Origin of the sequence: Pseudomonas sp. CFBP13509, from assembly GCF_005233485.1 — a bacterium.
GTDB lineage: Bacteria > Pseudomonadota > Gammaproteobacteria > Pseudomonadales > Pseudomonadaceae > Aquipseudomonas > Aquipseudomonas marginalis.
Window position 1 is genome coordinate 118,663 of record NZ_QGAA01000017.1, and the last position, 21,733, is coordinate 140,395.

Genomic DNA, 21,733 nt, shown 5'->3' on the forward strand with positions numbered 1-21,733 from the left:
ATCAGTCACCGTCGTTGGCATTGAAGCCCAGTTGGATCCCCAGCGCCTTGGCCAGCTCGCCTTCGTGCAGGCGGTGGACGACGTTGAGGCTGTCGTAGATGTCGTTGAGCTGCTGGCGTCCGGCGTCATCGTTCAACAGTTCGTTGAGGGTGCGCTGGTTGCTGGCGAACAGTTTCAGCGCGGCGGCATAGGCCGCGTCGATCTTGTCGGCCAATGGCTTCTGATCCGCCGGCAGCAAACCACGCAGGCCCTTGTTGTCCACGCCCACCCACACGGTCTGGGCGGCGGCGAGGCTGGCTTCCAGGCTTTGCAGGGACGACTGGCTGCGCCATGCATCGGCCTGGAACGGCTGCGGGATGCCCTTGGTCTGGCGGCCCATGGGCGTGCCGAGTTTTTTCTTCAGGGTGTCCAGTGCGGTCACTTGTACGCGCAGCAGATCGGCGATGGCTTCGTGGGAATCAGCGTAGCGCTGGTTCGGAAACTTGCTCATCTGCGCGAGCATGCCGTCGGTGCTGTTCCAGCTGGCCAGGATCTCTTCGGCCAGGGCTTTCTGGCGCTCACCAATGGCCACCAGCAGCGGACAGTAACGGGCTTTCTGCGCATCGTCGGCGATGTCGGTCCTGGCGTCGTAGAGGATGTATTCGTAGGCCGACAGGCCCTGCACCACCACGCTGGACTTGGCCAGTGCGGCACCGTCGATCTGCGGCTGGGCGGCGACCAGTTGCTCGACCTGGCGGCCCACCAGGTTCTTCTTGTCCGGCCAGAACTGCACCTGCCACGAGCGGTTGCCCTCGGCCAGCGGGCCGATCAGCAGCGGCTGCAACTCGGCCCAGGCTTTTTGCGCGTGGAGGAAGTCGGCGCGGGCGGTGTTCAGGCTTTCTTTGCCCTGGCAGTAGGCCAGGGCGCTGACGGCCAACTGGCGGTCGGCTTCGACCCAGCGGCTGTAGGTCGGCAGGATCACCTGCTTGGCGATCGCCGCCGAGGTCACGGCTTGCGGGTCTTGTGGCGAGCAGGCGCCCAGGGCGAGGGCGGCCAGGCTGGTGAACAACAACTTGGGACGGAACATGTCGAGCTCCCTTCTGTAATTGGGGCGAAGCTTATAAAGAATTCAGGAACGCCAGCAACGCAGCGCGCTGCTCGGCATTGAAGGACAACACATGCTGCTGCGCCGCTTGTGCTTCGCCGCCGTGCCACAACACGGCTTCGAGCAGGTTGCGGGCGCGGCCGTCATGCAGGAACTGGGTATGACCACTGACGGTCTGCGTCAGGCCGATGCCCCACAACGGCGGCGTGCGCCAGTCGCGGCCACCGGCCTTGAATTCCGTGCGGTTGTCGGCCAGGCCTGGGCCCATGTCGTGCAACAGCAGGTCGCTGTAGGGGCGAATCACCTGGTTGGCCAACTCGGGTTCGGCGGCATTTCCGGCGGTGGTGAACGTCGGTTTATGGCAACCCTGGCAACCGGCCTGGTAGAACAGGTTTTTCCCGGCCAGCACCTGCGGCGTGTCGACGTCGCGGCGCACGGGCACGGCCAGGTTGCGCGTATAGAACAGCACCAGGCGCAGGATGTTGTCGCTGACTTCCGGCTCGCCATCGGGGCCATTGCCGTTGGGTGCCTGTTTGCAGGCGACTTGGGCGTCGGTGCAGTCATCGAAGGGTCTCAGGGAGGTGGTGAGGCCCATATCACCAGAGAACGCGTGAACATTTTGTTGATTGAGATTGGGTTGCCCGGCTTTCCAGCCAAAACGCCCGAGTACGGTTTTTTGCTCGGCGTCATCCCAGACCCGATTCGCCCTGCCGACGAGGGCTTCCTTGTCGGCGGTCTTCGGGTCGGTATTGCGCAGGATGTCCGCGTCGCTGATGGCTTCGAGCAGGCCCAGGCCGATCATCGGCGGGGCGATGCGTGCGGAGAAGCGCGTGTCCGGATGCATCGGGCCATAGCCGAGCTGGGTGATTTGCAGGTCGGGCTTGCGCAGCTCGACGACGGTGCCGTCCTTAAAGCTGACGTTGACCGGCGTGTAGTCGACGCGCACCTTGCCTTCTGGTTCGACGCCGGGCACGGCCATGTCCTGCAATTGCCCGCCGTAGACGGGCTCGGGCACCACCCCGGCTTGCTCGATGAGCTTGGCGTAGGGCGCCTGGTCCTGGGTAGACAGGGGAATCGACAGGCGCACCAGCATCGACACCGCATTGGCCGCGTCGGGCAGCGGCGGGTGGCCACGGCCGTCCTTGATATGGCAGTTCTGGCAGGCGTTGGTATTGAACAGCGGGCCCAGGCCATCCCGGGCGGTGGTGGTGGACGGCGCGATCACCCAGGGGCTGCGAAAGAAGCTGTTGCCCACGCTGAAATCCAGGCGGCGCGTGGGCGACAGGTTGGCCGAGGGCAGGGAAAACGCATTCTGGTCGCGCTTGTTCACCGTCGTCGCGCCGCCCGCTCGCGATTCACCCGGCTCGGCCTTGGTGAAGCGTGGGGCGTCGTCGCAGGCGGCCAGGCTCAAGGCCATCAACGCTGCGCACAGGCGAAAAAGCGAACGAAACATCGAGTTTCCCGGACGAAGGCTGGAAATAAGGTCGCAAAGTCTAACAGGGCGGGGCGGATTGAATAAGAGCAATTATCGTTTGGTGGCATCCCGATTCATTCCCGCTAGAATGACCGCACATTTTTTTCTGGAGGTGGCCAATGCAGGCTCTCGACGCTTTGCTCAACCGTGTTTCCGTGCCGCGTTTGCTGGAACCGGCACCGACCCAGGAGCAGCGCGATGTGCTGTTCGCCGCAGCCATGCGTGCGCCCGACCACGGCCAACTGCGCCCTTGGCGTTTCCTTACCGTGGAAGGTGCCGCCCGTGAGCAGATGGGCACGCTGTTGGCCGAAGCCGCCCGTTTGCAGGACGCCGATGCTCCCCAGGCTGTCATCGAAAAGGCCCAGAACGGCCCGCTGCGTGCACCGCTGGTGGTGGTGGTGATTGCCCGCCTGCAGGAGCACTTCAAGGTGCCCAAGTCTGAACAACTGTTGGCAGCCGCCTGCGCGGCCCACGGCATTCTGCTGGCGGCCTATGCCCAGGGGATTGGTGCGGTGTGGCGCACGGGTGAGTTGTCCTATTCGGCCCACGTGGCCAAAGGCCTGGGGCTGACGGCGGATGAGGAGGTGATTGGCTTCCTTTATTTGGGTACACCGCAGAACCCGCCGCGTACGGCGCCGAAGGAAGATGTGGCGGCGTTTGTGAAGGCCTGGACGGGTCTCTAAGCAGTAGGCGATCAAAATGTGGGAGGGGGCTTGCCCCCTCCCACATTTGACCATTGGTGTGTCTTACACCTTGAATTGATCCATGAGTTTCATCTGCTGGCTGGCCAACGCATTGAGCTGGCTGCTGATGGCCGCCGATTCGGTGGCCTGGCCGGTGAGGGTTTCGGTCACGGTGCGGATCGCCGAGACGTTGCGGTTGACCTCTTCGGCCACGGCGCTTTGCTGCTCGGCGGCGCTGGCGATTTGCAGGTTCATGTCGCTGATCACCGTCACCGCATCACTGATCTTGCCCAGGGCCTGCGCGGCTTGATGGATCTGCCCGGCGTTACTCTGGGCCTGGCTCTGGCTCGAGTGCATGGTTGCCACCACGCCACGGGTGCCGCTCTGGATGCGTTCGATCACCAGGCGGATTTCCTCCACGGAATCCTGGGTGCGCTTGGCCAGGTTGCGCACTTCGTCTGCCACCACCGCAAACCCCCGGCCGCTTTCCCCGGCGCGTGCGGCTTCGATCGCCGCGTTGAGCGCCAGCAGGTTGGTTTGCTCGGCAATGCTGCGGATCACTTCCAGGACTGAACCGATCTGCTCGCTATTGACCGCCAGGGCTTCGACTTCGCCCACCGCTTTGCTGACTTCTTCGGCGAGGGTGGTGATGTCGCGGGTGCTCTGCTCGATGATCGACATGCCTTCACGGGCCGACTGATCGGCGCCGCGTGCCGCGCTGGCGGCATTGGAGGCGCTGTTGGCGACGTCATGGGCGGTGGCGCTCATTTCGTTGGACGCCGTGGCCACCTGGTCGATTTCGCGGAACTGCACCTGCATGCCTTCGCTGGTCTGGCGTGCGATGGCCGAGGACTGGTCAGCCGTGCCACGGGCTTCGGTGACGCTTTGCTTGATCTGCGCGATGGTCGGTTGCAGCTTATCGAGGAAGCGGTTGAACCAGTTCACCAACTCGCCCAGTTCATCTTTCTTGGCATAGGCCAGGCGCTGGGTGAGATCGCCGTCGCCGCTGGCGATGTCCTTGAGCATGGCGGCCACGCTGTTGATCGGGCGGGTCACGCCGGTGGCGGTGAGCCAGATCAGCAGCAAGCCGAGCAGGCCGGCGGCGGCGCCGACCAGCAAGGCCTTGAGGGTGCCGCTGGCCTGGGCTGCGTCGAGCACGCCTTGAAGTTTCGTGCTGTCGGCAAGCATCACGTGTTTGGGCAGTTTGATCACTACGCCCCAGGCTTTGGCATCGGCAATGGGCTTGACCGGGTAAACCGCGCGGATGGTGTCGCCTTGTTCGCGGTTGACATAGCTGCCACTGGCGAGCAGTTGCACGATCTCCTTGCCTTCTGCACCGAGGGTGTCGACCAGGTTTTTTCCAACCTTGGCGGGTTCGCCACTGTAGGCCGCAATCAGGCCGTTGCTGGAAATGATCTCAAGGTGTGCCGCACCGTCGAACAGCTCTTTTTGCGCGGCGTCCGTGCTGGCTTGCAGGGTGTTGAGGGCGATATCGACACCGACCACGCCAATGACTTTCCCGTCCACGATCATCGGCAAGGAGATGGTGGTCATCAGTACCGGTGTGCCGGTCACCGTGTCTTCATATGGGTCCAGCAGGCAGGTGCTTCGGGTGTCCCGGGGGCAGGTGTACCAAATGTTATAGGGCGTTCCGCTGAGGTTGAGGGTGGTCTTGGTCAGGTCTTCCTCGAGCATGATGGTGTTCAAGGGTTCACCACCGACGCGGTTCCAGTAGCTGGAGAAGCGGCCTTTTTCATTGGACGCGCGGGTCTTGTCATTGGCGAACTCGCTGTCCTTGCCGTCCAGGCCATTGGGCTCGAACGCCAGCCAGATGCCGAGCACTTTGCTGTTGCGTTCGAAGGTGGTTTTCAGGCTCTGGTTGAGTTCTTCACGCAAGGCGCCGGGGTCCAGCGAGCGCTTGGTGGCCAGGTTGCGCAGGTCTTTGACCTGATCGGCGATGGCGGTGATCACGGTAAGATTTTCACCAAAGGTTTTCCGCAGCAGCACGGCTTGCTCCGCTGCCTTGGCTTGCAGCAGGTTCTGCACGCTGCTGGTGAGCATTCGCGAGCTTGAATCGCTGATCAGATGGTCGTTCTGGTTGGTTTCGTAAAGGTTGATGCTGATGATCAACGCTATTACGCCCAGCAGACATAGCCCGGACAGCAGCACGATTTTCAAACGTATGGAGAGGGTGTCGAACATAGGTTCACTCGCGAATGGGCGTGTGGAAATGCATGCAATCCAGGGCCAAGTCCATTCAGCGCTATGTCTGAAACATCGGCGTAACAAATCAATTCATGAGAGATAGGCGATGGGCGGTAGGAAAGCGGCTACAGCCGGCGTCACACGGGCTGTGCGAGCCGTTCCGGGCGTGACCAGATCCACAGGTTGCCCAGGCTCATCCCGGCAATCGCCAGGTAGATCGGCCAGCCGTGGTCGAGCATCACCAGCATCAGGATGGCGCACAGCAGCATGCTCACGGTGGCACTGACTTTGGCCCGGCGCGCGATGATCCTGCCGTTGCGCCAGTTGAACAGGATCGGTCCGAACAGGCGGTGGTTTTCCAGCCAGGCACTGAGGCGCGGTGAGCTTTTGGTCGCGGCCCAGGCGGCCAGGAGGATGAACTCGGTGGTGGGCAAACCCGGCACCACAATCGCCACCAGCCCGATGCCCAGGCTGACGTAGGCCAGCAGGCCGAAGAGGATCTGTGCGATTTTCGAGGTGGATTGGGGTTTGCGGGTCATGGTGTGTGCAAAGTAGGGGATAACAAAAGAGTCGGCATTGAAATGCGGTTTAAATGTGGGAGGGGGCTTGCTCCCGATAGCGGTGCATCAGCCAACAAATAGGTACCTGGCCCTCCGCCATCGGGGGCAAGCCCCCTCCCACAGTTGATTGCATTTCAATGTGGGCGATCAGGCCAGTTCAGGGGCGCTAGCGTACGCCTGTTCCAGCAACACGGTGAAGCGTACAAACGCATCCACCGCGCCTTTTTCCGCTGCGGCTTCTTCCTCGGCGCTCAATTGCAACGCATCCAGGGTGCGAGTGAAGCTTTTCCAGCCTTCGGCGCGACCACCGGCCGGCTCACCCAGGTGGCGGGCACCGAAGGTTTCGCTCAGGCCCAGGCCTACGGCGCGCTTGATCAGGAACGCAGCGCCCAGCTTGGAACCTTCGGACACGAACAACCAGCCCAGGGCCTCGGCCTTGCTTGGGTTCTTCAGCGCGCCGGGGACCGGTGCTGGCACTTCTGTATCCAGGTCTGCCAGATCCAGCCTGGCGGCCTCGGCGCGGCAGCGTTCGGCCAGGTCAGGCACGATCTTGATCAGTTCGGCATCGTTGTACAGGGCTACCAGTTCTGACTGGAACAGGTATTGCGCCACCACGAACCGCGCGAAGTTGGCCTGGGTTTCAAACGGGGCGTGGGCCTTCACCAACGCGTCCAGCTTGGTGTGTGGCTCGTGGGTAATCTGGTTCAGGCGCTGGGAGCGCAGGCTTGGGCGTTCTGCGGTAGAAGAAGCGGTCATGAAAAAGTCCTTGAGAAGGGGGAGCGCCTTATGGCCCTTAAAGAGAGCTGTTATCAACTAGACGAACAAGAAGACGCGGCACAGTAAAAAATCCTCACCTCGCCGCTGAAATTTCGACGAGGTGAGTCGGGTGTCGTCAGATGTCCCAGATCAGGTTGATCGCAACGTTGCGGCCCGGCTGGGTCAGGCGGTCGAGGTTGGCCGGTCCGGTCACCGCGGCTTCGCCGACACTGTCGTAGCTGCGTACGTCATCCCAGTTCCAGTACTTCTTGTCGGTGAGGTTGTAGAGGCCGCCGTTGATGGTCACGTCCTGGGTGACTTTGTAGAAGGCGGTCAGGTCGACAACACCGAAGCCCGGAGTCTTGAAGGGCCCGCTGGTGTCGCCGTCCGGCGCGTGGAAGGTACTGCTGTCGACGCGATCCTGCTTTTTCACCAGGGTCCAGCTCAACAGACCACCGTAGTTGTCCTGGTCGTAGCCCAGGCCAAACACGCCCTTGAGCGGGTTGACGCTGTTCAGCGGCTCGCCGTTATCGTCGTTACGACCGTAGGCATAGGACACCGAACCCTGGGTGTAGAGGCCCTGCGGGGCGCCGAATGCATCCAGGTTCAGGCGCCCTTTGGCTTCGGCCCCTTTGATGGTGGCGCGCTTGATATTGATGGCCTGGAACTGTTCGACCGTGCCGCCGACGACGGCGTTGTCCTCATCGATAAAGTCGCGGTACTTGTTGTAAAACACGGCGATTTCAAAGGATCCCTCGTCAAATTTGCCGCGAATCCCGGTTTCGATGCCCTTGCTGGTTTCTGGCTTGAGGTCGGGGTTGGGTTCGACGGTGTAGCCCAGGTTGAGGTTTTCAAAGCGGCCGTACAACGCCTTGGCGGATGGCGTACGGAAACCTTCGGCATATTGGCCGAACCAGGTGTATTGATCCGTCAGGGCGTAAGTCAGGCCGAACTTGGGTGTCACACGGTGCCAGGTTTTTTCCTTGTCGCTCACCGGGTCCGCGCCTGTCGGGTTGACGGTGTTGAGGAACGCCTGGGTCAGCTTGGGTTTGAGCTGGGTGTAGTCGTAGCGCACGGCGGGCAGAAAGGTCCATTTGTCCCAGCTGATCTGGTCCTGTGCGAACAGCGAATACGTGTTGATGGTCGGGTCGGGGAAGTCGCTGGACTTTTTCACGCTGTCAGTGGCAATCGGGCTGGGCGCGCCGATGGCGGTGCAGCCACTGCCGACGGCCACACAGGTCGCGCCGCCCTCGCGCGAGCCGGTGACTTTCTGCTGCTTGAGGGTGGTGCCGTAGGTCACTTGGTGATCGGTTTCACCGAGGCTGAACGCTTTGTCCAACTGAGCATCGAAAATCCACTGTTTTTCCTGGTACAGCGTGTCGCGGGTACGCAGGACACGACGACCTGACTGATAGATCTCGGCAGTGGTCTGGTCGGTCTTGGCGATCTGGTAGTTGAGGCTGGTCTTGATCCGGTCGGCAATCGGCGACTCAAGGGCGAAGCTGTTTTCCAGGCCGAAACGTTCGCGGGTAATGGTGTCGTTACCACGGCGATCACGGTACAGGTTGAAGCCTCGGCCGCCGATGAACGGGCCGCCCACCGCGTTCTTCAGGTTGACGTCGCGATCATCCTTGTACTTCTCATAGGTCAGGCCCAGGCGGTTGTCATCGCCATAGTTCCAGCCGAGCTTGGCCAGGATGTTGGTGGTGCGCGCGTCCTCGGGGTTGGCGCCGGTACGGGCCAGGCCGGTGGCGTTGTTGCCGTCGTAGGATTCGGTCTCATGGCCATTGCGCTGGCTCAGGTGCAGCAAGCCATCGAAGTCCTGCACGCGGCCGGCGACGGTGCCGGAGGTCAGCCAGCTTTCGTCGGCGGAACTGTAGCCGGTCTTCAGGCGTGCGCCGACGTCCTGGCCGGGCTTGATGATGTCGTCCGGGTCGAGGGTGAAGTAACTCACGGCACCGCCGATGGCGCTGCTGCCGTAGAGGGCCGAGGCCGGGCCGCGCAGGATCTCGACGCGCTTGACGATCTCCGGGTCGACGTAGTTGCGGCGGGTCTTGGCGTAGGGGCCGTTGAAGAAGTTGTCGGGCACTTCCACACCGTCCACCTGGGTGAGGATGCGGTCGCCGTCGATCCCGCGGATGTTGAACCCGGCATTGCCGGCACGGGTGCCAGCGCCGCCGACCGAGACGCCGGGCTCGTAGCGCACCAGATCACGGATGGTGTTGACGTTCTGGCGGTCCAGTTCTTCGCGATCATGCACGCTGACGGTGCTGGGTACGCTGTTCACATCCTGCGCGTTACGGGTGGCGCTGATGGTCACCTGTTGCAGGTTGAGGGTGCTGCCCGCCGTGCGCTTTTCCAGGACGATGTTGTTGTTGCCCAGCTTGCGGTAGCTCAGGTTGGTCCCCACCAACAGCCGGTCCAGGGCTTTCTCCGGCGACAGGGCGCCGCGCACCCCAGGGGACGACACACCCTGGCCCAGCTCGGCGGGCAGGCCGACTTGCCAGCCGGTCACGCTGGTAAAGGCGTTCAGCGCCGAAACCAGTGGCTGTTGCTCGATGCTGAAGCTGTAGTTGCCGTGGTTGCGGGCGGCAGGTTCGGCGGCAGTGGCGGCCATCACTGGCGAACCGGCCAGCAGGATGGCGGCGGTCAGCAAGGACAGCACGGGGGAGGAGGACCGGCGGTTGAAACGAGAGGACATCGAGAGCGCTCCGGAAGGTACGAATCTTATAGTTGCGAACCGAACCAAATAGGAATCAGTTGCATTGGCTAAGACGAGACGTACTGCCGAAGGCTATCGAGTAAAAATAATTCTCATTTAGTTCAAAATCACCAGCGCGGGGTATTCCGACAATGTGGCTGAGGTGATGTGGGCCAGGGAGCGCACCACATCCAGGGGTTGGTCGAGGCGGTAGTTGCCGGTGACGGCAACGCTGGCGAGCTTGTCGTTGGTGTTGACGATCCAGCCGGGGTAGTAGCGACGCAGCTCGGCGAGCACTTCGCTCATCGGGCAGTTTTCGAAAATCAGCCGGCCTTGCACCCAGGCCAGGTCCTTGCTGGCATCCAGCCGGGCCGGTTGGCCAAAGCCCTTGGGCCCGATGCGGATGCTTTCGCCGGCACTCAGGCGCACGCGGGCATCGTCGAAGGTGTTGCTCAGGTCGACATCGCCGCGCTGCACCTGCACCTGGGCTTCGCCGTTGAGGTAGCGCACGGCGAAGGCGGTATCACGCACGCTGGCGCGCACGGGGCCGGCGTCGATTTCCAGGGGCAGGCCATGGCCGGGCATGATTTCGAAAAAGGCTTCGCCCTGGTACAGGCGGACGATGCGCTGGTGGTCCTTGATGCTGCTGGAAAACGCCGAATTGGTGTTCAGCAACACTTTCGAGCCATCGTCCAATTGCAGGCGCTGGCGTTCGCCCACCACCGTGAGATGGTCGGCTTGCAGGCGTACCGGCAGGTTGCTGAAGCTGAACAGGCCGATCAACAGCACGGCGGCGGTGGCCAGCGGTTTCCAGTGCGGCTTGATCCGGCGCCAGCCCCTGGGTTTGCGCGGCGCGGCCAGGGCGACGGCGGCGCTGTGTACCGGCGCGCCACCCCAGGCGGCCTGGGCCTTGCCGAAGGCGTGGACGTGGGCGGGGTCTTGGGCCAGCCAGGCTTCGAACTCGGCCCGCTGCCCGGGCGCTGGGCACTGCAAGACGATCAGCCAGTCGAGGGCCTGGTCCATAGCCGTGTCTTGCAACACCTCATGAGCCAGCTCATGGGGGCGCAGTTTATTCGGGTCCGTCACGGTGTTCCTCGGGTCTTCGCCACGTTTTATTCATCTTTCCTACAGCTTGGGTCGACAATTTCGTCGGCTGAAGCTTAAGGCCGATCCAGTCTTTCGGCCACACCTACACAAATGGCCATGATCAATTTCAGTTCCTTTTGCACGGTGCTCAAGGACACGTCCAACTGATCGGCGATCTCCTGGTAGCTGCAACCGTGCAGGCGGCTGAGGATGAAAATCTGCTGCTGGCGCGCGCTCAACTGGCCGAGGCTGATGCTCAGGTGCTCAAGCAATTGCTCGGCCTGGGTGGCGTCTTCGGGGGTGCTGATGGGGGCGGCGACGCTTTGCAGGATGTCCAGTGGCACATCTTCCTGCAGGGTGCGCGCCTGAACCCTGCGCGAACGCAAATGATCCAGCGCCAGGTTGCGCGCGGTCTGGTAGACGAAGGGTTCGAGGTGATCGATCGGCCGCTCGCTGAGGGCCCGGGTGACGCGCAGGTAGGTTTCCTGCAACAGGTCCTCGGCGGTGCTGTGGTTATTCACCATCCGCTGCAAGGTGCGTAGCAGAATCACCCGTTGGGTGAGAAAGACTTGGTTGAAGCGAGATTGGCTCACAGTGATACCAGACCGATTTGCAGTTAATGATAATGCTTATCATCAACTCAAATGGCAAGTGGCTATTTCTGTGAGCCTACATGGGGCCAGTGTGGGAGGGGGCTTGCTCCCGATGCAGTGTGTCAGTCGATGCATTCATCACTGATACCCCGTCATCGGGAGCAAGCCCCCTCCCACAAAAGCCATTCCACAAAGGGTGTTATTCGGCGTTACACAAAGCCAGGCAGTTATCCAGCATGCGGTTCGAGAAGCCCCACTCGTTGTCATACCAGGCCAGCACTTTCAGCAACTTGCCGCTGACCTTGGTGTGGTTGGCATCGAAGATCGACGACAGCGGGTTATGGTTGAAGTCACTGGAGACCAGCGGCAGGGTGTTATAGCCGAGGATCTTCGAGTGTTGGCTGGCTTCCTTGAGCAGTGCGTTGACTTCGTCGGCAGTGGCGTCTTTCTTCAACTGCACGGTGAGGTCCACCAGCGACACGTTGATCACCGGTACACGCACGGCCATGCCGGTCAGCTTGCCTGCCAGCTCCGGCAGCACCAGGCCCACCGCTTCGGCGGCGCCGGTCTTGCTTGGGATCATGTTCTGGGTGGCCGAGCGCGCGCGGTACGGGTCGGTGTGGTAGACGTCGGTCAGGTTCTGGTCGTTGGTATAGGCATGAATCGTGGTCATCAAGCCGCTTTCGATACCCAATTCGCGGTGCAGCACCTGGGCGACCGGCGCCAGGCAGTTGGTGGTGCATGACGCGTTGGAGATGATCTGGTGGGATTGACGCAGGATGTCGTGGTTCACGCCGTAGACCACGGTCGCGTCCGCGCCTTTGGCCGGGGCGGAGATGATCACCTTGCGTGCACCAGCGGTAATATGGGCGGCAGCCTTGTCACGGTCGGTGAACAGACCGGTGCATTCGAACACCACGTCGACCTTGTGCGCCGCCCACGGCAGGTCGGCCGGGTTGCGAATGGCACTGACGGCAATCCGGTCACCATTGACGGTCAGGCTTTCCTGATCGTGGGCGACCTCTGCATCGAAAGTGCCGTGCACGGTGTCGTATTTGAGCAGGTGGGCATTGATCGAGCTGTCGCCCAAATCATTGATGGCGACGATCTGCAAATCCTGGCGATAGCCTTGGGTATACAGTGCGCGCAGGACATTACGGCCGATACGGCCAAAACCATTGATTGCGATACGAAGAGTCATTGGAAAGTGCCTGTCGTCGATTTGTTGTAAGAATTACAAGATTATTCGCATAAAAATAGAAAACAAGCCTTTTTAGTGGCAATATTTTGTTCAATCTACAACGAGTGACCTGAATCAACTGGTCCGATGATCCAAACGACTCTCTGCCATCCCATGAGCTGCGGGCGTTTGATCAGCATAGACACTCAGGTCGCCACATCCGTTAGCCTGGAGTTCTACACATGCATCCCCGCGTCCTTGAGGTCACCGAACGGCTTATCGCCCGCAGCCGCGCCACTCGTGAGGCTTACCTTGCGCTCATTCGCGGCGCAGCCAGCGACGGTCCGATGCGCGGCAAGCTGCAATGCGCCAACTTCGCCCATGGCGTGGCCGGTTGCGGCACCGAAGATAAAAACAGCCTGCGCATGATGAACGCCGCCAACGTGGCAATTGTTTCGTCATATAACGACATGCTCTCGGCGCACCAGCCGTACGAACATTTCCCGGAACAAATAAAGAAAGCCCTACGCGAAGTCGGCTCGGTCGGCCAGTTCGCCGGCGGCACCCCGGCCATGTGCGACGGCGTGACCCAGGGCGAGCCCGGCATGGAACTGAGCCTGCTCAGCCGTGAAGTCATCGCCATGTCCACGGCGGTAGCGCTGTCCCACAACATGTTCGACGCGGCGCTGATGCTGGGCATCTGCGACAAGATCGTGCCCGGCCTGATGATGGGCGCGCTGCGCTACGGCCATCTGCCGATGATTTTCGTACCGGGCGGGCCGATGCCGTCGGGCATCTCCAACAAGCAGAAGGCCGATGTGCGCCAGCGCTACGCCGAAGGCAAGGCCACTCGCGAAGAGCTGCTGGAATCGGAGATGAAGTCCTACCACAGCCCCGGCACCTGCACCTTCTACGGCACCGCCAACACCAATCAACTGCTGATGGAAGTGATGGGCCTGCATTTGCCGGGTGCCTCGTTCGTCAACCCGTACACGCCGCTGCGTGACGCCCTGACCCGCGAAGCCGCGCACCAGGTCACGCGCTTGACCAAGGCCAACGGCAACTTCACGCCGATCGGCGAGATCGTCGATGAGAAATCCATCGTCAACGCCATCGTTGCGCTCAACGCGACGGGCGGTTCCACCAACCACACCCTGCACATGCCGGCCATCGCCATGTCGGCGGGCATCATCCTCACCTGGGACGACATGGCCGACCTCTCCGAGGTGGTGCCGACCCTGTCCCACGTGTATCCAAACGGCAAGGCCGACATCAACCACTTCCAGGCAGCGGGCGGCATGTCGTTCCTGATCCGCGAGCTGCTTGAAGCCGGCCTGCTTCACGACGACGTCAACACCGTGGCCGGCAAGGGCCTGAGCCGTTATGTCCAGGAACCATTCCTGGTCGACGGCGAGCTGGTATGGCGCGATGGCCCGATCGAAAGCCTCGACGAAACCATCCTGCGCCCGGTGGCGCGCGCGTTCTCGCCGGAAGGCGGCCTGCGTGTGATGGAAGGCAATCTCGGCCGCGGAGTCATGAAAGTCTCTGCCGTAGCGCCTGAGCATCAGATCGTCGAAGCGCCGGCGGTGGTGTTCCAGGATCAGCAAGACCTGGCTGATGCGTTCAAGGCCGGCCAGCTGGAAAAGGATTTTGTCGCCGTGATGCGCTTCCAGGGCCCGCGCTCCAACGGCATGCCGGAACTGCACAAGATGACGCCGTTCCTCGGCGTGCTGCAGGACCGTGGTTTCAAGGTCGCACTGGTGACAGACGGGCGTATGTCCGGCGCGTCGGGTAAGATCCCCGCCGCGATTCACGTCAACCCCGAAGCCCAGAGCGGCGGGCCACTGGCACGGGTCAAAGATGGCGATATCATTCGCGTGGATGGCGTGAAGGGCACCTTGGAGCTTAAGGTGGACGCCGAAGAATTTGCAGCGCGCACGCCTGCCACGGGCCTGTTGGGCAATAACGTGGGGGCCGGTCGCGAGCTGTTTGCATTTATGCGCTTGGCCGCAAGCTCCGCAGAGCAGGGCGCCAGCGCCTTTACCTGTGCCTTGGAGACGCTTAAGTGAAGCTAGCGCTGGTCGGTGACATCGGGGGTACCAACGCCCGTTTTGCGTTGTGGCGAGATCAGGCACTGCATTCGATCCGGGTGCATGCCACGGCTGATCACCAAAGCCCTGAGGACGCGATCAAGGTCTACCTCAAGGAAGAAGGCCTGCAAATCGGCGACATCGGTGCGGTGTGCCTGTCGGTCGCCGGGCCGGTGAGCGGGGATGAATTTAAATTCACCAACAATCACTGGCGCTTGAGCAAGACTGCGTTTTGCCAGGCCTTGCAGGTGGATGAGCTGCTGCTGGTCAATGACTTCTCGGCCATGGCCCTGGGCATGACGCGTCTTAAACCCGACGAATTCCGCGTGGTCTGCCCTGGCACGCCGGAACCGTTGCGCCCGGCGGTGGTGATCGGTCCGGGCACCGGCCTGGGTGTCGGTACCCTGCTGGACCTCGGTGCAGGTCGTTACGCGGCGTTACCGGGGGAGGGCGGCCACGTCGACCTGCCCCTGAGCAGCCCGCGGGAAACCCAGCTGTGGCAGCATATCTACACCGAGATCGGCCACGTCAGCGCCGAAACCGCCTTGAGCGGTGGCGGTCTGCCGCGGCTGTACCGGGCGATTTGTGCGGTCGATGGCCACACACCGGTGCTCGACACCCCTGAAGCCATCACGGCGGCGGGCCTGGCGGGCGATCCGGTGGCCATGGAAGTGTTGGATCAATTCAGCATCTGGCTGGGCCGGGTAGCCGGCAACAATGTGCTGACCACTGGTGGGCGCGGTGGTGTGTATATCGTGGGTGGGGTGATTCCGCGGTTTGCCGACTTCTTCATCAACAGCGGTTTTGCCAGGAGCTTCAGTGACAAAGGCTGCATGAGCGACTACTTCAAGGGCATCCCGGTGTGGCTGGTGACTGCGCCGTATTCCGGGTTGACCGGGGCTGGCGTCGCATTGGAACAGGCGTTTGCCTGACCCGCACCACCTATAACAACAAGGAGGACCCCGTGAGCGTAATCAGTAAATCGATTCTCCTCGTCGACGACGACCAGGAAATCCGCGAATTGCTGCAGACCTACCTCAGTCGCGCCGGTTTCCAGGTGCGTGGCGTGCCGGATGGCGCGGGGTTCCGCCAGGCGATGAACGAGGCGCCATGCGACTTGGTCATCCTCGATGTGATGCTGCCGGACGAAGACGGTTTCAGCCTCTGCCGCTGGATTCGCCAGCACCCGCGCCAGGCGCAGGTGCCGATCATCATGCTCACCGCCAGTTCCGACGAAGCCGACCGCGTGATCGGCCTGGAACTGGGGGCCGACGACTATATCGGCAAGCCGTTCAGCCCCCGCGAGTTGCAGGCGCGGATCAAGGCCTTGCTGCGCCGCTGCCAGTTCGGCCAGGAGCGCAGCGGCAATGGCGATGTGCTGGTGTTCGACGAATGGCGCCTGGACATGATCAGTCATCGGCTGTTCCACGTGGATGGCGAAGAGGTGATCCTCTCCGGTGCCGACTTTGCCCTGCTCAAGCTGTTTCTCGATCACCCGCAGCAGATTCTCGACCGCGACACCATCGGCAACGCCACCCGTGGCCGCGACCTGATGCCGCTGGACCGGATCGTCGACATGGCTGTCAGCCGCCTGCGTCAACGCCTGCGCGACACCGAAAAACCCCCGAGGCTGATCCGCACCGTGCGCGGCAGCGGTTATCAACTGGCAGCCAGCGTGGTTGCCGGCAATGCCCACTGAGCCGCTGAGCGAACGCCGCCGGCGCTTCCCGGTACCGCGCTCCCTGCTGGGGCGCATGTTGCTGCTGACCTTGCTCGCGGTGCTGTTCGCCCAGGCGCTGTCCAGCGTGATCTGGGTCTCGCAGTTGCGCGCCACCCAGCTCGAAGGCCTGGTCACCAGCGCCCGTAGCCTCGCGCACTCGATGACCGCCAGCGTGAGTTATTTCCGTTCGTTGCCGGTGGCCTATCGGCCGTTGGTCCTTGACCAGTTGCGCAGCATGGGTGGTACCCGTTTTGTCGTGACCCTCAATGATCGGCCACTCGACATGCAAGTGTTGCCGCAAACCCCGCGCAAGCAGGCGGTGCTGGTGGCCGTGGATGAAGTCCTGCGCCAGACCCTGGGCGCCGACGTGCCTATCTCGGTGGAGTTCGTCAGCGCCGAAGACCTGCGCATCTTCAACGCCGGGTTGAAACTGGATGAGTTGCCGCGCTCCTGGGCCCATTACGCGCTGACCCTGGAACCCGTCAACCCGCCGGTATTGGTCACCCAGATCGAACTCGCCCCCGGCGAATGGCTGTACATCGCTTCGCTGTTGCCCGAGCCCTACACCAGCCTGGAAGAACAGGGCCTGCCGTCCCAGCAGGTGTGGTTTATCGTGCTGACCAGCGGCTTTTTGCTGCTGTTCATCGGCCTGCTGGTGCACTGGCAAAGCCGGCCGCTCAAGCGCCTGGCGCGGGCGGCGCGTGACATGTCCCTGGGCGCCGATGTGGAACCGGTAGCCGAAGGCGGCGGCAGTGAAGTGGTGGAAGTGGGTCGCGCGTTCAATGCGATGCGCGAACGCATCAGCCGTTACCTCACGGAGCGCAGCCAATTGTTCAGCGCGATTTCCCACGACCTGCGCACACCGATTACCCGCCTGCGCCTGCGCGTGGAATTGCTCGAAGACGAGAACCTGCAAACCAAGTTCGGCCGTGACCTGGATGAGTTGGAGTTGCTGGTCAAGGGCGCGCTGCAATGTGTAAAAGACACCGATATCCACGAGAACATCCAGCCGGTCGACCTCAACCATGTGCTCGAATGCCTGGTGGAGCCTTATGTGGCGCCCAACGGCAACGGCCGGGTCACCCTGGACGGCGCAGCAGTGGCGGCGTACCCGGGCAAGCCGCTGGCGCTCAAGCGCTGCATCGGCAACCTGATCGACAATGCCTTGAAGTACGGGCAGAACGCCCATTTGCGTATTGAGGACGATGGCGCGGAGTTCATCCTGCACGTCGACGACGAAGGCCCTGGCGTGCCGGAACAGCGTTTGGAACAGGTCTTCGAACCGCATTTTCGCCTGGCCGGCCAGCAGCAGGGTTACGGTTTGGGCTTGGGTATTGCGCGCAATATTGCCCATAGCCATGGCGGTGAAGTGAGTTTGCAGAATTTGCGCGAGGGGGGCTTGCGGGTCACCCTGCAACTGCCCCGGACCCTGGACTGACTTCTCCGTAGCTGCCGAGCGCAAGCGAGGCTGCGTCGGGCGCGCTGCCGATTCAGGACCGAGTCGCGGCCGACGCAGCCTCGCCAAGGCTCGACAGCTGCTACGAATGCCAACCCATCAAGGCCTCACCCCCGTAGCAGCTGCCGAGCGCAAGCGAGGCTGCGTCGGGCGCGCTGCCGATTCAAGCCCGAGCCGCGACCGACGCAGCCTCGCCGGGGCTCGACAGCTGCTACGGGGTTTTGCGCGGTGCGGGATAAGACGGTATCGACGGAAAGGGGGTCAGACGCTTTGGCGCAGTCGTGCCAAATCCCTCAGCGGCGGTGCCCCAAACAACCGGCTGTACTCCCGGCTGAACTGCGACGGGCTTTCATACCCCACCCGATACCCCGCCGCCGACGCTTCCAGCCCTTCGGCAATCATCAGTCGACGTGCTTCCTGCAAACGCAGCTGCTTCTGGTACTGCAGCGGGCTCATGGCCGTAATCGCCTTGAAACGGTGATGCAGGGTCGAGACGCTGAGGTTCACTTCCTTGGCCAGGTCATCGATGCGCAGCGGTTGTTCGTAGTTGCCATTGAGCCACTTGATCGCCTGGCTGACGCGATGGCTCTGGCTGTTGGCCACGGCAATTTCATACAGGCGATAACCCTGGGGACCTCGCAGCAGGCGGTAGAGGATTTCACGGTTGATCAGCGGCGCCAGCATGGCAATGTCTTTGGGCGTATCCAGCAGGCGCGCCAGGCGCAGCACGGCGTCGAGCAACTGGGGGTCGATGCGGTCCACATACATCCCGCGCGATGTCGGGCGCGTGGGCACGCCCATGGGGCCGGCCTCGGCGATCAAGGCGGTGAGCTGCGCCGGGTCGATATTGATGCGCACTGACAGGTTCGGATCTTCCGGCGTGGCATCGATGATTCGCCCGGCCACCGGCATCGCCACCGAGAACACCAGGTAATTGAGCGGGTCGTAGGCAAAGATTTCGTCGGCCAGGCGCACTTCCTTGCTGCCGTTGGCGAGGATGCACAACGCCGGCTCCACCAGTACCGGCATGAAGTCACGCGGCGTGTTGTGGCGGTTCAGGAACAGTGACGTAATCGCCGTGCCATAGGAGCCGTCTTCCCAGGTATGACGATGCACGATGCTCGCCAGCTCGGCGCGCTGTTTTTCCGTCTCGGCGTCGAGGGGCATGGACTGATGTTCGGGCGACGGCATAAGGCGTCCTCTGCATGCTTTTTTGATGGGCTCAGCTTAGCGGCGGCTTTTCAAACAGTGTTAGGTCGATTCTGCACAATCCTTGCCTGATCCTGCGACGTGTCGTGAATCAGGCAAGTTCTCGGGCTGTCATGTCCCTGAAACAAGGCGTTTGCCTGTGGAATCGAACCGGCGGTCCCTACGTCCTCTCTACGCTTCTCGCAGGATTGTGCAATAAGCCAGCAGGAATTGACTAACCGCGCCCGCACCCGCGCCGTTATCTTTGATCCTGTGGCAACACACCCTCACAGTGCTTGCCGAGCATCACTTCTCAACGGGAGAGTCGAACATGTCCACCCCCATTCCCGCGAGCCATATGGCCTTTATCCGCGCCCGCACCGGGTGCAGCACCGAACTGGGTGCACGCTTGAGCAGTTTGATCGAACCGGGCCGTCAGGCTCAGGGTTGCCTGCAATTTTCGTTGCAGCATTCCCAGGTCGATCCCGATGTCTGGTTGATCTCGGGTTTCTGGAGCAGCGAGCAGGCGATGAGCGCCTACTTCAACTCGCCGGCCCTGATGATCTTCACCGAGCTGTTGAACGACATGGTCGTGCGCAGCATGGACTTCCAGACCTTCACCGATGCCTCTGCCGCCAATGCCTACGGCGAGTACCTGCAACTGGCCGGTTAATGGTTAGAATGGCCCACTTTTCCATTGGCCAGGACCTGCAACATGGCACGTAAACAATTTGCCCACCACGAAGCCGTTTCCGCCGTAGTACCGGGTGAAGGGGGCTACAGCGCCGCCGTCGCCGTCAAGGCACTTGATGGCATGGGCGCCCCGCAGTTTCACAAGATCCTGGATGGACAGACGTTCAAGACCGCCTCCGATGCCGATGATGCAGCCACCGTGCAGCTTGAACGGTTGATCGGTGTGGATGAAGAGGGTCAACTGACCTGGGCGAGCGCCGCGAGCTGAACAACGCCGACCCTCTAATGTGGGAGGGGGCTTGCTCCCGATGAGCATAGGTATCTACACAACTTTTCAGACCCTGACAAATCTCCCTGTGGTGAGCGGGCTTGTCCCGCGTTGGGCTGCGTAGCAGCCCCAAAGCCAGCCTCTACAGAGTGTCTGATACACCGCATTCTTCTTTACTGGGGCTGCTACGCAGCCCAACGCGGGACAAGCCCGCTCACCACAGTGCCCTATCTGCCGGGCGTTCAGCGTTGAGCCAAAGTTGTGTCGATACCCATGGCCATCGGGGTGTAGCCCCCTCCCACTTTTTTGGTGTATTTCAGTCAGGGTTTGCTGGCGCCTGGGCGATACATCTTGAACAACGCCTCCGGGCCCAACTGGAAGTAATCCGCCGGGCCGCCGCCGCGCAGGATCGGTTCGGCGGCGGCAGTGTCGTACACCCCATCCTTGAGCAGCCACTTGGCAATGTGCACCGCGACCACCTCGCCCAGCACCAGCCAGCTGGGCACCAACTGCTGGTCGGCGCGCTGCAGCTGGATGATCTGCGTCACCTTGCACTCGAACGACACCGGGCTCTCGCCCACTCGCGGCACGCCGACGATTTTCGACGCCACCGGTGTCAGGCCGGACAACTCGAACTCATTCACCTCCGGCGAGACGGCCGCGCAGCTCTGGTTCATCTGCTCGGCCAGCGGGCGGGTGGCCAGGTTCCACACAAACTCGCCGGTCTGTTCGATGTTGTTCAGGCTGTCTTTGCGCCCGACGCTGGAAAACCCAATGATCGGCGGAATGTAGTTGAACGCATTGAAGAAACTGTAGGGCGCCAGGTTCAGGCGGCCGTTGCTGTCGTGAGATGAAATCCAGCCAATCGGCCGTGGCCCGACAATGGCATTGAACGGGTCATGTGGCAGGCCATGGCCGTTGGCCGGTTCGTAGAAGTGGATAGCGTCAGACATGGCCGGGTTCCTGCTGCGGGGTTCTGGGAGGCAGCCATAGTGCAATCCATGGCGACGAATTTCCATCGGCCCTATGGAATTTTCATTCAGCGGCCACCTATTTTTCACAGCGGCCCGTTCAGTCTGCGCCCAAGGTCGATACCCCCTATAAGACTGAGCCTCGGAGCCTTCTACCGCATGAATAAACTTCCTCAGATCACCCTGGCGTTCTGGGTCATGAAAATCTGCGCAACCACCCTGGGCGAAACCGCCGGGGACTTGTTGTCGATGACCCTGAACGTCGGTTACGCCATCAGCTCGATGATCCTCATCAGCGTGTTCCTGGTCACTCTGGTGACACAACTCTGGTCGAAAACCTACAACCCGGTGCTGTACTGGATCGTGATCCTGTCCACCAGCACCGCCGGCACCACCATGTCGGACTTCATGGACCGCACCCTGGGCCTGGGCTACGCCACCGGGTCGATGATCCTGATCGTGATCCTGATGATCATCTTTGCGATGTGGCATCTCAGTGGTGACTCGCTGAACGTGAACAAGGTGCAGACTTTCCGAGGCGAGCTGTTCTACTGGATGGCGATCCTGTTCTCCAACACCCTGGGCACTGCGTTGGGCGACTTCCTGGCGGACGATTCGGGGCTCGGCTTTGCCGGTGGCGCCTTGTTGATTGGTTCGACCATCGCCGCGGTGCTGGCGCTCAAGTACTTCACCCAAATCTCGTCGGTGCTGTTGTTCTGGGTGGCGTTTGTACTGACCCGGCCGTTTGGTGCAACCCTGGGCGACTTCCTGACCAAGCCTCATGAAAAGGGCGGGTTGGATTTCGGCACCATTGGATCATCGGCGGTATTGGCGGCGGTGCTGGTGGTGATGATTGCCGGGGCGTCGTATGCACAGCGGCGGCATGGCCGGAGCCCGGTAGCAGAGGTGTCCTGATTCAACAGGTGGGAGCGGGCTTGCCCTAATGCCAGTCAGTTAAGCGTACATCGCCTCCTGTAGGAGCGAGCTTGCTCGCGAAAAACGTCAACGATAACGCGTGCTTCCTG

19 protein-coding genes are annotated in these 21,733 nt (G+C 61.9%); 8 read left to right on the forward strand and 11 right to left on the reverse strand.

Going from position 1 to position 21,733, the window contains the following annotated elements; genetic code table 11:
- Position 1: 1 nt before the first annotated feature.
- Positions 2–1,066, reverse strand: a complete 1,065-nt coding sequence (locus PspCFBP13509_RS24550) for an imelysin family protein (RefSeq protein WP_137212821.1) — start codon at positions 1,064–1,066, stop codon at positions 2–4.
- Positions 1,067–1,097: 31 nt separating this feature from the next.
- Positions 1,098–2,537 carry a di-heme oxidoreductase family protein gene (locus tag PspCFBP13509_RS24555; protein WP_137212822.1) on the reverse strand — a complete coding sequence of 480 codons (1,440 nt, stop codon included), beginning with the start codon at positions 2,535–2,537 and terminating at the stop codon, positions 1,098–1,100.
- Positions 2,538–2,677: 140 nt separating this feature from the next.
- Between PspCFBP13509_RS24555 and PspCFBP13509_RS24560 the strand changes: the two genes are divergently transcribed.
- Complete coding sequence (locus PspCFBP13509_RS24560; protein WP_065925023.1) at positions 2,678–3,241, forward strand: NAD(P)H nitroreductase; 564 nt, start codon at positions 2,678–2,680, stop codon at positions 3,239–3,241.
- A 63-nt stretch (positions 3,242–3,304) separates the two neighbouring features.
- Here the strand turns inward: PspCFBP13509_RS24560 and PspCFBP13509_RS24565 are convergent, their stop codons facing one another.
- The 7 genes from PspCFBP13509_RS24565 to gap all read right to left on the reverse strand — a co-directional run bounded on the left by PspCFBP13509_RS24565 (position 3,305) and on the right by gap (position 12,343).
- Positions 3,305–5,443 carry a methyl-accepting chemotaxis protein gene (locus PspCFBP13509_RS24565; RefSeq protein WP_137212823.1) on the reverse strand — a complete coding sequence of 713 codons (2,139 nt, stop codon included), beginning with the start codon at positions 5,441–5,443 and terminating at the stop codon, positions 3,305–3,307.
- A 140-nt stretch (positions 5,444–5,583) separates the two neighbouring features.
- Positions 5,584–5,985: a YbaN family protein gene (locus PspCFBP13509_RS24570; RefSeq protein WP_027605492.1), complete on the reverse strand. Its 402-nt coding sequence runs from the start codon at positions 5,983–5,985 to the stop codon at positions 5,584–5,586.
- A 168-nt stretch (positions 5,986–6,153) separates the two neighbouring features.
- Entirely contained in the window at positions 6,154–6,762 is a 609-nt protein-coding gene (locus tag PspCFBP13509_RS24575; protein WP_137212824.1) for a biliverdin-producing heme oxygenase, read from the reverse strand.
- Between the two features lie 136 nt (positions 6,763–6,898).
- Positions 6,899–9,463, reverse strand: a complete 2,565-nt coding sequence (locus PspCFBP13509_RS24580; protein ID WP_074847554.1) for a TonB-dependent receptor — start codon at positions 9,461–9,463, stop codon at positions 6,899–6,901.
- Positions 9,464–9,580: 117 nt separating this feature from the next.
- The gene (locus tag PspCFBP13509_RS24585) at positions 9,581–10,549 is read right to left on the reverse strand and encodes a FecR family protein (RefSeq protein ID WP_074847553.1); all 969 of its coding nucleotides are present in this window, start codon (positions 10,547–10,549) and stop codon (positions 9,581–9,583) included.
- 74 nt (positions 10,550–10,623) lie between these two features.
- The gene (locus tag PspCFBP13509_RS24590; RefSeq protein ID WP_065925863.1) at positions 10,624–11,142 is read right to left on the reverse strand and encodes an RNA polymerase sigma factor; all 519 of its coding nucleotides are present in this window, start codon (positions 11,140–11,142) and stop codon (positions 10,624–10,626) included.
- A gap of 199 nt (positions 11,143–11,341) precedes the next feature.
- Positions 11,342–12,343: a type I glyceraldehyde-3-phosphate dehydrogenase gene (gene gap, locus PspCFBP13509_RS24595; protein WP_065925864.1), complete on the reverse strand. Its 1,002-nt coding sequence runs from the start codon at positions 12,341–12,343 to the stop codon at positions 11,342–11,344.
- Positions 12,344–12,564: 221 nt separating this feature from the next.
- On the opposite strand from gap, the gene edd reads away from it, so the two are divergent.
- The 4 genes from edd to PspCFBP13509_RS24615 are packed head-to-tail and all read left to right on the forward strand — an operon-like array spanning position 12,565 to position 17,570.
- The gene (gene edd / locus PspCFBP13509_RS24600; RefSeq protein WP_027605498.1) at positions 12,565–14,391 is read left to right on the forward strand and encodes a phosphogluconate dehydratase; all 1,827 of its coding nucleotides are present in this window, start codon (positions 12,565–12,567) and stop codon (positions 14,389–14,391) included.
- Positions 14,388–15,344: a glucokinase gene (locus PspCFBP13509_RS24605; protein WP_065925865.1), complete on the forward strand. Its 957-nt coding sequence runs from the start codon at positions 14,388–14,390 to the stop codon at positions 15,342–15,344. Before edd ends, PspCFBP13509_RS24605 begins: the two co-directional genes overlap by 4 nt.
- 32 nt (positions 15,345–15,376) lie before the next feature.
- Positions 15,377–16,111: a response regulator gene (locus tag PspCFBP13509_RS24610; RefSeq protein WP_024077192.1), complete on the forward strand. Its 735-nt coding sequence runs from the start codon at positions 15,377–15,379 to the stop codon at positions 16,109–16,111.
- Positions 16,101–17,570 (forward strand): ATP-binding protein, encoded by a 1,470-nt coding sequence (locus PspCFBP13509_RS24615; RefSeq protein ID WP_027605500.1) that lies wholly within the window; start codon positions 16,101–16,103, stop codon positions 17,568–17,570. The genes PspCFBP13509_RS24610 and PspCFBP13509_RS24615 overlap by 11 nt, the downstream gene beginning before the upstream one ends.
- Before the next feature lie 279 nt (positions 17,571–17,849).
- Here PspCFBP13509_RS24615 and PspCFBP13509_RS24620 read toward each other — a convergent pair whose 3' ends face one another.
- Positions 17,850–18,779, reverse strand: a complete 930-nt coding sequence (locus tag PspCFBP13509_RS24620; RefSeq protein ID WP_027605501.1) for an AraC family transcriptional regulator — start codon at positions 18,777–18,779, stop codon at positions 17,850–17,852.
- Between the two features lie 328 nt (positions 18,780–19,107).
- Between PspCFBP13509_RS24620 and PspCFBP13509_RS24625 the strand changes: the two genes are divergently transcribed.
- Both PspCFBP13509_RS24625 and PspCFBP13509_RS24630 read left to right on the forward strand, forming a co-directional pair.
- Positions 19,108–19,449: an antibiotic biosynthesis monooxygenase family protein gene (locus PspCFBP13509_RS24625; RefSeq protein WP_065925866.1), complete on the forward strand. Its 342-nt coding sequence runs from the start codon at positions 19,108–19,110 to the stop codon at positions 19,447–19,449.
- Between the two features lie 42 nt (positions 19,450–19,491).
- Positions 19,492–19,737, forward strand: a complete 246-nt coding sequence (locus PspCFBP13509_RS24630) for a hypothetical protein (protein ID WP_027605503.1) — start codon at positions 19,492–19,494, stop codon at positions 19,735–19,737.
- Positions 19,738–20,057: 320 nt separating this feature from the next.
- Here PspCFBP13509_RS24630 and PspCFBP13509_RS24635 read toward each other — a convergent pair whose 3' ends face one another.
- Positions 20,058–20,690, reverse strand: coding sequence for a flavin reductase family protein (locus tag PspCFBP13509_RS24635; protein ID WP_065925867.1), 633 nt, complete (start codon positions 20,688–20,690; stop codon positions 20,058–20,060).
- 177 nt (positions 20,691–20,867) lie between these two features.
- Between PspCFBP13509_RS24635 and PspCFBP13509_RS24640 the strand changes: the two genes are divergently transcribed.
- Positions 20,868–21,623, forward strand: a complete 756-nt coding sequence (locus PspCFBP13509_RS24640; RefSeq protein WP_065925868.1) for a COG4705 family protein — start codon at positions 20,868–20,870, stop codon at positions 21,621–21,623.
- Positions 21,624–21,733 lie beyond the last annotated feature (110 nt).